The sequence below is a fragment of the Lysinibacillus sp. NPDC093216 genome (assembly GCF_050280325.1).
Taxonomy (GTDB): domain Bacteria; phylum Bacillota; class Bacilli; order Bacillales_A; family Planococcaceae; genus Lysinibacillus.
Genome location: NZ_JBNNVB010000049.1, coordinates 1 through 12735, shown reverse-complemented (window position 1 = coordinate 12735; position 12735 = coordinate 1). Strand labels below are relative to the sequence as shown.

Here is a 12735-nt window from a genome sequence, read left to right as displayed (position 1 = left end):
CTATATCAACAACCGACCAAGAAAATGTCTTGGTTGGAAAACTGCAAACGAGGCTTTTAATGAGCAATTGTTGCACTTAATTTGACAAATCATCATGTAAAAAAATAAGACGTTTAAATTAAAAAATTACTCAAAATACAACAAACAAAGCCAACTTCTTTGCGTACAGGAAATTGGCTTTCGTTTTGTTGAAATTCACAAAATGTGGGATATATATATCATTTGGTTGGCGAGACCCCAAATGGTAACCCGCAATAATAAAATATGATTTGTTCACCTAATTGTTTATTTAAAATAATGATTGAATGTACATTCTCTGCTACCAGCACGTTCCATCGTTCACATCATGTTTTCACCATATTCAATAAGTCCACTGAAAGTCCACTTACCAATGGCGGTTGGTTTATTTTCTTTTATCATTAAGATTTCGTCATCTTTAAATATTGTTATACTCACTACTTAATTTGATAAATTCATCCACATCTTTAACGCATAATTCAATTCCTTTTTTCCAAAAAGCTTCCGAAGTGATATCTTCACCTAAATGTTTCATCACTAAATCTTCTGTGCACATACACCCTGAATCACGAAGTAAATCCAAATAACATCTTTCAAATTCTTTACCTTTTTCTTTTGCTTTTGCAAATATGCTCAATGCAAACAAATATCCGAATGAATATGGAAAATTATAAAAAGGAGATTGTGTAATATAATAATGTGGTGTCCAGATCCATGATTGCAGTGAAGGATTATCAAGAGAACCATCATATCCTTCATCTATTGCTTCTTGCATAATTTCGTTTAAGCGTGATGATGAAACAATTCCTTCTTTACGTTCTTCATAAAATTTCTTTTCAAATAAAAACCTAGAATGAATATTCATGAAATTCATAACACTACGCTTTAATTTCTCATCAAGTAAAAATAATTTTTCATTAGTAGATTTAGCTTTTTGCATTGCCGCATCTAATATAATCATCTCTGAAAACGTTGAAGCAGTTTCAGCAATGCTCATTGGATATTGTTTATTCACGCCATTAATAGATTTCATTGCATCGTTATGGAAGGCATGTCCTAATTCATGCGCAAGTGTTAATACATTTGTAATTGTACCGCCAAATGTCATGAAAACTCTTGATTCTTTCGAAAGTGGAAAACCTGAACAAAATGCAACAGCTGACTTATTTGCACGATCTTCAGCTTCTATCCATCCTTCACTAAATGCCTTTCTAGAGAAATTTTCTAATTCTGTTCCGAATTCACTGAAATGCTCCAAAATAAAATTAACAGCATCTTCGTATTCTATTTTTTGACTTTTTGTTGTAATAGGTGCCCAAAAGTTAAAGGATTGCATCTTTTTATAGCCATTTATTTTTGCTTTTTGATGTAGGTAGTCAGCGAAAGGTTTTTTATATTTATTAACTACAGACCACATCGCATGAAGCGTTTCCTCCTTCATACGATTTTTAATTAAAGATTCTTGTATTACATTATCCACGCCACACTTCTTGTAAACTTGTAATCGAAAACCTGCAATATGATTTAATATTTTCGCAAATAGTTCTTCATTCTCTTTCCACGTATGTTCTAAAGCATTATGGGCTTCTTTACGAACATCTTCATTAGGATGTGAACGTAAGTTGATAGCTTGACCTACAGATAAATTTTTTTGTTCTCCATTTATTTGAACTTTTATCGTAACAGTACTCATAAAAGAATTATAAAATTGCCCCCAAGCATGAAATCCATCTACCATGAGGTCCGATACTAAATTTTGTTCTCCAACTGAAAGGGTTGTCTCACCATCTTCACGCCATTCATTCAGTATAAACTTAAAGTTTGCTAAAACATCAGTATTCAGTAGATCTTTCCACAAATGGGTATCAATTTTTACCAGAGTGTTTTTCACTTTTTTCAATGCAGATTCAAAACGAGTATTTATGATCGTAATTTTCCCTTGCAGAATTATAGCATCCTGATCTTTTGGATTTTGGGCAAGAAGGCAGGTTATAAAAGAATTTGCTTGAGATATATTAGTTCGAATATCTCCTATGTATTCAACTAAAACCGCAACATTAATTGATTCATTTATTTTTTGTGGAACATTAAAGGAATTTGTTTTTTCTTCAAATTCAGAAATTTCTTTTTCTAAATATCTTATATGTTCATGTAATTGAGATGATTTACTTCCGCCCTGGAACAGACTATCTAAGTTCCAAACTTGGCTATACTTTGTTTCGCCCATTTATTTCTCCCCCTTAAATTTTAACTATTCAGTAATAATCAAACATACATTCCCATTTTATCACATTATGGAACATTAGTGAGTGTTATTTAACAATCTTGCGCCATTGCTTAAGTAAATTGTTAATTTACTAATATAACTAAAATCAAATGGTTAATATATACGTTAATTCCCTCTTTTTTACATAGTTAAGGAATAAAGAAAGGAAGATTTGAAATTTAGATATGCGCCTGGTAATACGCAAGATCAGTCGTAATCACTTCAGCTTGATGCAATTGTCGAAAAACGAAGCGTTTAATTGAAATCAAGGAAGATTTTGAAGCAAAAGATATTCATTTTGTATCCCTGCAAGATTAAATTGACAGAACAACTGCTATGGGAAGATTTTTTAAAAATTTATATTCAATGAGTAGATAAATATCGCAGTTCCTTTTAACAACTATTCATATTATAGATTGTAGAAAGGAGGTAATAACTATGTCTGAATACTGCGGTAATGGCGGCGGCTACGGTACTGGTTCAGCATTTGCGCTAATCGTTGTACTATTCATTCTATTGATTATTGTCGGCACTAGCTTCATCGGATTCTATTAATACCCAATACCGCCATCTATCCCATAATTTTTAGGATAATATAAAGTTATCCTTTCCCTTCGAATATTTACAAAGGGTCACAATCCTCCGGTGACCCTTTTAATAGTTTCTTAAATCAAAGTTAAGTATTGAGTCGCATCTGAAGGGGCACTGAGTGTCGTTTTTGAGATAGTAAGAAAACCTCTTATCATACAGTCGGTTGAAGATATTGATCGTGTTTTATTTAATTAGCGACGTTTTCAGCTGATGGTGGAATTGCATTTCTACTACTTATGTTCGTTAATGATATGGATGATAACGAAGAAACCTTATTGATACCCAACTACATATAGTTAGACCAACATTAAAACATTCTTTGCAAGCAAACAAAAAAATAACATGAGACCCCACCTCAAATAGATAGATGATGCCCCCATGTTATTCTCTGTTTTTTATTCCGCTATTTACAACTATACTCTTTTGCACGTATCTGTATGATTTAGTTAATGATCTAGTTCTAAAGGTAAAAACGCATATTCTCCATTTCTAATAATCTCACATTTACGAACTGGGACAGGTTGTTTGAAAATTGGCCCATCTAATACTGTAGTATGGAACTCTCCACCTTCTCCGCAAGGGTCAATACCACGAGATTCAAGCTCCTTTATGTATTCAAGGGTTAACGTCCGTCCTAAATCTTCCTCGCGCATGCCCAAAGATAAATTAACAGTTACAATGATTGTAACAAATCCTAGGTTTATGAACTCTTCAACAGCTTCACGATGATCCATCTCCCATAAAGGCATGCCTAGTTTTAATCCAGCATTCTTCGTAACCTTGTCATGCCAGCAGCCATGTTCAGGCATATCTAAGTCTCCTGTTATTAACACTTCTGCCCCTTGATTTTTAGCTTTTTCTAAAAGGCGCATAAATATTTTTTCATATTCTGTCCAGCTTGCTGCTGCAGTATAAACAGGTAAACCTATCGATTTAGCTTGAGCACGTATAAGTTCCGGAGGCATTCCATGGAATCTTGAACGTTCGCCTTCTTCCTCCAACATGACGATTAATCCAAGCGCTTCTCCAACCTTCATTGCTTTATATAAAGCTAAGACACTATCCTTTCCCCCGCTAAAAGAAGCTATGAATTTATGCCCTCGAGCATTATTTTTCCAATCTATTAATTCTGCCATGCATATCTTTCCCCTTTAGTTTCTAATGACTTTTTATAAGCTCCTCCTAGAATAACATGAAAACTCATATGCAATTGCACATGAGTTTTCAAAGAGGCTTGATCTAATTGTTTTGCTCAAGGCATTGGTAAATTGCCATCATATCTCGTTTATTCAATTCACGAATACGGTTGAAAATTGGAATATCTGCAACAGCCTCCGTGATTAAACTTTCAGCGACAACGTCATTGACTATGCCCGTTAGCCATGTTTGCACGTCTACACCATCGACAATTTCCTTCCGTCCTTCATCATTGATACCACTTGCAGAGCAACTAACACATGGTACGGATAATTTATAGACGCCATCATGGAGATTATCTTCTGAAATGACTTTCTTCCCATTACAGAATGGACATTTATGACTTGCTTTAATTTTATTAATTTGTGTCACAATTTTTTTGTAGCCAAATGCTTCATAGACGTACGTTAGTTTTTTGTATTTTCCATTAGTGAAATATTGGTCAATGATATTTTCTCTCGTTTCGTCAATATTGGCAAAATCACAAATTGTTAGGAGATTTTTGCTGCTTATTGCTTCGATATTGTCTTTAATTTTGTCCCAGAATGGTAAAACATTATTTAGTACTATTTCATAACCGGCAAAGCTTGCTAGATCTAATTCCAGCATTTTCAACGATACTTGCGTTTCTCTAGGAAGTAAAGAGACATCTTCCGTAAGAGTCATATCGCCGCCTACAATTGCTTTTAGTTTTTCAAGCTCTGGTAAGTTCCCTACAGTTTTTATGACTTGATCGATAGGTTGATGTATTATCTCGCGAATATCTGTGTCTTCAAACGTTAGTTTTTTCTTATGGTTTAGCACCGCACCTTGACAAATTGGACAGGCAATCATTTCTTTTGATTCTTTCATTTGCTCTTTAATAATTGATTTCGAAATAACGATATAACGTCCAAGGATAAAATTAAAACCTTCCCATTTTTTTGAGGACTTACTTGCTTTATCATAAAATGATTTTTCCCAATAACCATATAGGAAGGTATGTCTTTCTTCCGTTGTCATCTCATTGTAGCTTTTACTAATATCTTGACCCAGTTCATTCTTGATCTCATCAAAAAGGAATTGTAATTTCGGATATTGATAATATTTTAATACTTCCATCACGTCTGGATGTAATAAGCCATCCCAGAATGGCACTGTTTTGTCTTGTATGACGATATCGAAATCAAATTTTTCAATTTCCAGGCGGCCAGAACAGCTAGGGCAATGATTTTCTTGGCTGAAGAAATCGAAGCTTCTAGTATCTTTATTCGTCGGATGTGCAGCCACGATATGGTTAATCAGTCCACCGATTTCATATAAAAAACTATACTGACTATACAAGTGTCTTTCTAGATCAATGGCGACGACGGGGGCGATTGTTGCGGATTCATACTCACCATAAATTAGACGGGCCATTGATGACAAGCTTTTTAAAATACCGCCTTTATAAATGTTTTCGGCATTTTTAAAATAGCTAATATGATTGTCTTCTAAGTTATGAATGCCATTTTTTGTATCAAGTGCTGAAGATATTTGCAATGAAGCATCACTATTTGTACTGTTATGCTGACTGAAATAATCATCATGACTGACGACATCAAGATGTCGAACAGGTTCCTGCTGTCTATTCCCAAAATCAACGATAAAATCAGAGCTATCTATCATATAGGCATTATGTTCAATCATCATAATAGAGACGGATTCATCTTGCAGAATGTCCCTGACACTATCTATGAACTGGTTTAAAATATTTTGCGATAATCCTTTTGAAGGCTCGTCAAAAATAAATAAAGTATGGGGGTTTCTTGCGTTCGAAAAAAGCTCAGAAACTAAATGAACACATTGAAATTCACCTGTCGATAAAGATTGTGTTTTTCTTTCCAACGTTAAATAACCGAGCCCAAGTTTGATTAGTAAACTTAAACGTTTATGAGCGATATCTTCATTTGGAAGCTCCTCAATAATGTCTTCAATGGAACGTTGGAAAATATCGTCTATGTCGTCACTGTATTTCGTCATTTTCTTTTTAATATCAAGAAACGTTGCAACAGTTGATCGACTAGTAATCGATTGGTTGCGGTCTTGTCCTACCATAACCAGTTTATCTTTTGGATATCGTTTTAAGAAATCCTTAGAGATACACTCATTGACAAGGGTCGATTTCCCACAGCCAGACTCACCTGTAACGGTTACTAGTCTATTTTTAGGAATCTGAATGTCAGCCATTTCAATATTACGGCAGTAAAGATCGTGAAATTGATAATAGTCTGTAGGTACTGCCTGATTCCGTTCCCAATGAATTGGCTCTGGACGCGGTGATTCTTCGACGATTCTACCGCCGTATTTCCCACTACCTGGCCCGAAGAATAGTTGCTCATCCGATGTATCGAGTACCGTATCAGAATGATCAATTAGCCAAATTTGGTTTTTATAGCCCAATTGTTTAATTTGTTGTAAAATTTTCAACAGCGTTTGGTGATCAAGACCAACAGAAATTTCATCAATAATAATTACGGTATTTTCACTAGCAGCCATAAATTCTGCTAAGTAAAGTCGTGTTAATTCCCCGCCAGATAGAGTGCCCATGATCCTATTTATTGTTAAGTAACCAATATTCATATTGATAATATTTTCAAGAATATGTTGTCTCTCTTCGCTAATATTTAATTCTTCTGAAAGGGAATAAATCGCTTCAATACTTAAATTGTTAATATCCGAAATACTATGTGGCTGATTCCATAATTCTAGCTTATATTGCTCAACTTCCGGACTGTAACGCTTACCCTCACACTTTTTGCATTCGACATTTTTAGTTGTTCCACGTCCTTTACATGCAGGACACCAGCCTAATGCATTATTAAAGGAAAAAACCTCTGGCGAAAGATCAAACTGATCTGCAAGCTTTTCGCGAACCTCTTTAAAAACGCCTGTATGGGTACCAACCGTTGAACGTGGATTAGTAGAAATTGATGATTTCCCAAGAAAAAGGACTAAAGGCATTTCCTCCATCTTGATGGCACTGAAATTCGTTTCCATAATGTTTGGGAACAAATACTGATATTCAGCCTTTGGCAATAAAGAAACGAGACGCTTCTTAGATTCTTCACCAATTGTTTGACAAAATGTAGTTTTACCGGAGCCGGACAATCCAGCAATTCCTAAAGATTGATCTTCCGACAAGTCGACATCTAAGCGGTTTATATTGTTAGCAATTAATTGATTTATTTTCATCGGATATTCTCTCCATTCCATCTAGTATTGTCATGTTAGCACAACTACTACTGGATTTGTTATGTTTATGACATGCCAATCAATTATGCCTCGGCATAATTGCGTCCGGAGGCTTTAACTTCTTTCAGCCTTTGCTGAAAGAAGTTAAAAAAATGACGCTTTCCGTGTTCCGAAAGCGTCTAATTGTTGAAGAACGGTTATTTTATTCATTTCCTATAGGATACCTGCTTTTAATCTTGAAAAGCAGGTATCCTAATGAAGAAATATTTTTACAGTTCTGCTAACACTTTTTCGAGCTGATTACCATTGTTAATCCAAGCGTATTTAGCTCCTTCGATTGCTCCTTGACGAGCTTTTGTTGCTTCACTGAATCCGCTTTGATCAAGATGTAAATGTGTAGTTCCATCTGAACCTTCTGTCAACGTCCATGTAACAGTAGTGGTTTCTCCGGCACTTGCCCAAGTGTAAGATAATGTATGGGGTTCTTCTACTTTAAGTACCTCGCAATTGACAATTCCATCCCACCATTCATTTGGCTCAGCTCGGAATTGGAATTTATGTCCTACGATTGGTTTAAAGTCATTTTTCCATATCCATTTTGCAAGAGTGTCTGAATCTGTTAATGCGTTCCAAACTTTCTCAATTGAACTTGTAAATTGATAATCTAAAGATACATCTGCTTTCATTTTTCTTCCTCCAATAAAAGATTTAATATAGCCATTCTTTCTTTCCAGAATCCTTCGTAATATGATACCCAATCTTGAATTTCCTTTAACGGACCGGCATTCAAACGATACCTCGTTTCTCTACCAACCCTTCGAGCAATTACGAGATCAGCATCTTTAAGGATAGCCAAATGCTTAGAAACTGCTGTACGCCCCATTTGAAAATGAGACGTTAATTCGTGAAGAGGTAATTCTTCCGCATCTGCCAACAAGCGTATTAATTGGCGTCTTGTTGGATCAGCAATAGCAGCATAAATATCACGGTCTTGAGTCTTGTAGCTCAAAATCGCCCTCCCCCTTATGAATTGGACACTAAATGGTGTCTTAATTATATGACACCATTTAGTGTCCAGTCAATTTTTATTTTGTGATAATGGCAATAGTTTTATACTCTTAACATTAATTAAAATCCATTTTGCTATATAATCATTTTAGAAAATGCATTGGAATTTGTGTTAGGTTTGGATTCCTCGCGTACTTGTAGTATCACTAACAGTCTAAGCCTATTTGATCACTCGACTTTTTTGTTTTCAATAAAAAAACAAACCGAAATTAGATCATTCGATTTGTCTTATTTAATCCATAAAAATTTATTCTCTGTAGTTGACTACTACGTAACGTAATACTTTATATTCTAGATATCAGGGGTGATTATTAGTGAAAACAATTAAAGAAATTTCGCATTTAACGGGGGTTTCAGTTAGAACCTTGCAATATTATGACAAAATTGATTTATTGAAGCCTTCAAATTATACGCTATCTGGATATCGACAATATGATTCAGAGGCACTAATTAAGCTGCAGCAAATTTTATTCTATAAGGAATTGGGATTCTCTTTGAATGAAATTAAGTTATTGCTAAACGATCCTACTTCTGATTATCAAACTAAACTATCAAGGCAACGTACGCTCATGGTGCAAAAGAAAGAAGGACTTGAAAGTATAATTTCCTTGATAGATTCTATTCTCAAAGGAGAGAAAGATATGGATTTTGAAGTATTTAAAAAAGTATTGGGCAATAAAATGCCTTCTGAAGTTAAGGACAAAGAGCAACTAGCAAACCAACTTAGCGCTGAAAATTTCACCTCTATAAAAGAGGTTTGGGGCGAGAAGGAGTTTCTTAATCTACCAACTATTTCGAAGGATGAATTTGATGAGTTTATGGAGCAAAGCGATATTCTTTTAAAAGCTCTAGCCCAAGAAACTGATGAGTTAAAGCAAATGCACATTATTAGTAGTTGGATCGAATTGCATGTAGCTAAGTTCAATATTAATAACCCTAAAGCTTTCGCAAAGATTACTTCTCATCTATATGAAAGCGACAAAAATGCAATAGCCCAAGTAAACCCAAAGTTCGGAGCAAATTTCAATAAAGTATTATCTAGTTTGCTAGCTAAATTTTCTGTATAAAATTACTATAATGCTTGGATAATAATGAAAAAAATTCCATCTTGCTCTAGTAATACCTACTAAAATGATTAGGGAAGGTTAAAATATGTTCTTTCCCTAATCATGCACGTTAGAACAAATTATAATTTTCATTCAGAGAAAAATCAAAAACACAGTCGAGTTGATGCTGTTGATTCGTTCGTACTAATCCGAATACATCTCGGTTGCAACACATCAATCAATGCTTCGTTTGTTATTTCCTCAACAGCTACCATACTGAGAGTCTTTAACAAATATTTTTGATAAACTTCATCAATTACTTCCGTCACATATTGAGCTAAAATCCGTCTTTTTCTTGTTGATTTCAATTTAAAACGCAAGTAAATCATTATACATTGTCTGCTGCGTTGCTGTTAATTGTCCATCAGAATACATGATAGCTAAACGCTTCAATGCTAAAAGTGCATTCTTCTTCAAAGCTGAATCTAGTTTCCCAGTAATTTTAATTTGACCAAAGGCTGTTGCATAGGTAATCATGTCACTTTGCATCATATCCATTTCATGCTCTTTTGCCATATCACGCACAGCTTTTTCATCCAATGTGTCAACTGATATATAATGCATTCCCCATATATTCTCTATTAAATGTTTCGGGAAAGTAGCAAAGTCATTGATGCGCTTCTTTCTTATGCCTTCTTCCATTTCATAAAGTGTATCAGACCCTTCATCACTACCAAAAGGTGCTTCTTCATCACCACAATCATAATAAAATTCTTCTGTGAAATGGGCGACAAAACGTGGGTGTGACGTTTTTGGATGTGGACCATATTCCTCTATATCAAAGTAAAGACAATTATCAAAATCAAATGTAGGATTTTCTTGATAACCTTTTTTTATTTTACTAGCTATTAACTTTTGGGCTTCTTTTTCACAAATTTCTTGTGACTCAAATTCTTTCATATCATACTTCCCGATCGTTCCATTTTTTCCGTAATGCACACATATTGTCATCCCAAAATAATCAATTGTCCAAAATTTATTTGATTTTTCGTCTTGATATGTAAAAGCTTTTTTCATCTAACTGCACATCCTCTCCAGAGCCCTTTGGTCCTGTCAGATTTCCCCATATCGCACTCGTTAATTCAAGAAAAACGAATACCTCCCTCTAATTACCACTCACGCCATTCATCTGTTAACTCATAACGTTCAAGATTCTGACTTTTAGTAAGGTCATCAATATCAAATCCACAACGAATCAGCACTTGGTCAAAATAGTCGCAAAGCTCCTCTCGTTCTTCAGTTTCAATTAATCCGCCTCCACCTACCTCATTAATCTCATTTAGGGCAAGTACTACCGTTTCAATAGATTTCATAATTGCAGGATAGCTATCTGGCTGATTTGGCAGTTTCGCAATGGATGCTGCATACTGCTCTAGCACCATTTCCGTCTGATGAATAAAACTATCTGGAAACAATTCCGCGTAAATACAGTCATCTTTCTCAATCAATCCAGCAGTAAATTCTTCCTCTTCTTCTCTTTTAGCATTGCGCCAGCGTGACGTTGGTCGAATATCTTGCATAGGCCATTCCCCTTTATCTTGAGTTTCTAATTAGTAAAAAATCCCTCTTTAAAAGCCTTTATAATATAGAGTATTGGGTAGCATCGTAACAGTTATTTAAACATAACTCACTACCATTCACGTTCTCTTAATGCGTCTTCAATATCAAGCTTCACGTTGTATACATCCAATATATCAATAACAGTTAATGCAATACTATCTCGTGCAACAGTTTCAATTTCACTGTCATGTTCTAAGAATTCGTCTTCTAAATCATTTATCGCACGTGTAATTTCATCAAATTTTACTTGTATATCTTCTAATGAATGGGGACCTTGCTCTAAATAGCGGACAATTTGCTCCAATATACCTTTAATTTTATCTACTAAAAATTTAGGATAATAACTATCTTGATACATACCCTTTAAATAATTGATTTCTTTCATCTTAAACTCCTCCTTTAACTCTACTATCCTTCAATAATCTCCAAGTAAAACCAGTTCTTTTCCTCCTCTATTAATCCAATATCGCCCTGGAAAATAAATCATGTATCTTTTCATCATTTTCACAAGCTTTTTTAAATCCAACAGCGAATCGCAACAATGCGTCCTTTTCGCTGGCATACGCACAGAACATATCTGCTTCTGGGTCGAAACGTACAATGCCTTCTAGCTCTGGTAACTTCTCTTGCAAATACACATTCGCAAGCGAGCACCAATCGTAGCCGTTACCTTGAAATCCTTCGTCTGCCCGTGTTTCAAACAACTCCTGTTTATAAATGCCTGCTTCTAATAGGAACGAAATATTTCCACTATCATGTTCTAGCCAACTAAAAGGTTTTAGTTCTTCATTCATCATTTGAGCATGTAGACTAGCTAGCTTTTCCGCTGTAAAACTTAATTTCCCCTCTTGACTTACAATTTCCCCCTGCTCTATACGTTCATTTAACCAACTTGAAACAAAGTCTGGGGCATATCCTCCTGTACTGAAACCTTGTGCAAGTGCAATGATATTCTTGTAATCCGCTAAATATTGAGCTTGCGTCACCTTCGAATTAGCACAAGTGTACAACCAAAACTGGATATCATACATCAGCATGGATATCTCATCTGCATGTAAAGCAAAATAGCCTTTGTCCTCTACAATTTGCGTACAAATACCTCGAATAACTGCTTCTATCCGATTTCCCTCTTCTGCTTTCTCACAAAACGACTGTAACAAAGGAGAGAATGGTGCATGTTTCACCAAATCTAAATCGTCAAGTTTATCTTGTTCTGATGTATCGAATACTTCCTCATTCACCAATCCGACAATAAAAGTCGCAAAGTTCGGCGCAAGGAAAGTAATATAGTAATCTGCCTCTTGGTCTACATGTACAACAGCAGGTTCACCATCTGCACCACATGCACGATAATCAAGCATAATGACATCATGACCTGCTGACGGGCAATCGGCTATGACAACGCCAATATTTGGGTAGCCCCATTCTTCCAACATAAAACTACTTCCCAAACTGCCACACAAGCTATTAGCCTTTTCGCGACCAATGCCCATAATTCCTGTAATCGCCACATGATTTTCTGCCGATACGAAAAACATATACATTTCTTAAAAAATGTAAACATCTCTACTGTGACACAACTTATATCTTCCGACTTTCGTATTTGTGTCTTCCTTATTCACCGAGTCTGGTTTCGCCAAAGCTACTACCATTTAGTATGACTCTCCAAAGGCTTAAATTCCGCAGTATCGTTGCGTACACATCTAAGGTTTAGTG

At 35.3% G+C, this 12735-nt stretch carries 11 protein-coding genes; 2 read left to right on the top strand and 9 right to left on the bottom strand.

From position 1 onward, the window contains the following. Positions 1–436 precede the first annotated feature (436 nt). Positions 437–2245 (bottom strand): M3 family oligoendopeptidase, encoded by a 1809-nt coding sequence (locus ACQKOG_RS26550; RefSeq protein WP_427448565.1) that lies wholly within the window; start codon positions 2243–2245, stop codon positions 437–439. 477 nt (positions 2246–2722) lie between these two features. Between ACQKOG_RS26550 and ACQKOG_RS26545 the strand changes: the two genes are divergently transcribed. Then, entirely contained in the window at positions 2723–2839 is a 117-nt protein-coding gene (locus ACQKOG_RS26545) for a YjcZ family sporulation protein (RefSeq protein ID WP_370076291.1), read from the top strand. Between the two features lie 482 nt (positions 2840–3321). Here ACQKOG_RS26545 and ACQKOG_RS26540 read toward each other — a convergent pair whose 3' ends face one another. From ACQKOG_RS26540 to ACQKOG_RS26525, 4 genes are all read right to left on the bottom strand, one after another. Next, entirely contained in the window at positions 3322–4011 is a 690-nt protein-coding gene (locus tag ACQKOG_RS26540; protein ID WP_427448564.1) for a diphthine--ammonia ligase, read from the bottom strand. A 103-nt stretch (positions 4012–4114) separates the two neighbouring features. Continuing rightward, a complete protein-coding gene (locus ACQKOG_RS26535; protein ID WP_427448563.1) occupies positions 4115–7285 on the bottom strand; it encodes an ATP-binding cassette domain-containing protein in 3171 nt (1056 codons plus the stop codon). A gap of 269 nt (positions 7286–7554) precedes the next feature. Then, positions 7555–7971: an SRPBCC family protein gene (locus ACQKOG_RS26530; RefSeq protein ID WP_370076285.1), complete on the bottom strand. Its 417-nt coding sequence runs from the start codon at positions 7969–7971 to the stop codon at positions 7555–7557. Then, on the bottom strand, positions 7968–8294 hold the full coding sequence (locus tag ACQKOG_RS26525) for an ArsR/SmtB family transcription factor (RefSeq protein WP_427448562.1): 327 nt from the start codon (positions 8292–8294) through the stop codon (positions 7968–7970). Before ACQKOG_RS26525 ends, ACQKOG_RS26530 begins: the two co-directional genes overlap by 4 nt. A 373-nt stretch (positions 8295–8667) precedes the next feature. Between ACQKOG_RS26525 and ACQKOG_RS26520 the strand changes: the two genes are divergently transcribed. After that, entirely contained in the window at positions 8668–9420 is a 753-nt protein-coding gene (locus tag ACQKOG_RS26520; protein ID WP_427448561.1) for a MerR family transcriptional regulator, read from the top strand. 348 nt (positions 9421–9768) lie between these two features. Here ACQKOG_RS26520 and ACQKOG_RS26515 read toward each other — a convergent pair whose 3' ends face one another. From ACQKOG_RS26515 to ACQKOG_RS26500, 4 genes are all read right to left on the bottom strand, one after another. Beyond that, on the bottom strand, positions 9769–10476 hold the full coding sequence (locus ACQKOG_RS26515) for a WGR domain-containing protein (protein ID WP_427448560.1): 708 nt from the start codon (positions 10474–10476) through the stop codon (positions 9769–9771). A 92-nt stretch (positions 10477–10568) separates the two neighbouring features. After that, complete coding sequence (locus ACQKOG_RS26510) at positions 10569–10979, bottom strand: hypothetical protein (protein WP_427448559.1); 411 nt, start codon at positions 10977–10979, stop codon at positions 10569–10571. Between the two features lie 110 nt (positions 10980–11089). After that, the gene (locus ACQKOG_RS26505) at positions 11090–11404 is read right to left on the bottom strand and encodes a DUF5713 family protein (RefSeq protein WP_402874178.1); all 315 of its coding nucleotides are present in this window, start codon (positions 11402–11404) and stop codon (positions 11090–11092) included. Positions 11405–11474: 70 nt separating this feature from the next. Beyond that, on the bottom strand, positions 11475–12455 hold the full coding sequence (locus ACQKOG_RS26500) for an Imm51 family immunity protein (RefSeq protein ID WP_427448558.1): 981 nt from the start codon (positions 12453–12455) through the stop codon (positions 11475–11477). Between the last annotated feature and the right edge of the window lie 280 nt (positions 12456–12735).

Excerpts from the sequence above, each read along its gene's own strand:
- ACQKOG_RS26550 (WP_427448565.1), bottom strand. The coding sequence starts at position 2,245 with ATGGGCGAAACAAAGTATAGCCAAGTTTGGAACTTAGATAGTCTGTTC.
- ACQKOG_RS26545 (WP_370076291.1), top strand. The coding sequence starts at position 2,723 with ATGTCTGAATACTGCGGTAATGGCGGCGGCTACGGTACTGGTTCAGCA.
- ACQKOG_RS26540 (WP_427448564.1), bottom strand. The coding sequence starts at position 4,011 with ATGGCAGAATTAATAGATTGGAAAAATAATGCTCGAGGGCATAAATTC.
- ACQKOG_RS26535 (WP_427448563.1), bottom strand. The coding sequence starts at position 7,285 with ATGAAAATAAATCAATTAATTGCTAACAATATAAACCGCTTAGATGTC.
- ACQKOG_RS26530 (WP_370076285.1), bottom strand. The coding sequence starts at position 7,971 with ATGAAAGCAGATGTATCTTTAGATTATCAATTTACAAGTTCAATTGAG.
- ACQKOG_RS26515 (WP_427448560.1), bottom strand. The coding sequence starts at position 10,476 with ATGAAAAAAGCTTTTACATATCAAGACGAAAAATCAAATAAATTTTGG.
- ACQKOG_RS26510 (WP_427448559.1), bottom strand. The coding sequence starts at position 10,979 with ATGCAAGATATTCGACCAACGTCACGCTGGCGCAATGCTAAAAGAGAA.
- ACQKOG_RS26505 (WP_402874178.1), bottom strand. The coding sequence starts at position 11,404 with ATGAAAGAAATCAATTATTTAAAGGGTATGTATCAAGATAGTTATTAT.
- ACQKOG_RS26500 (WP_427448558.1), bottom strand. The coding sequence starts at position 12,455 with ATGTTGGAAGAATGGGGCTACCCAAATATTGGCGTTGTCATAGCCGAT.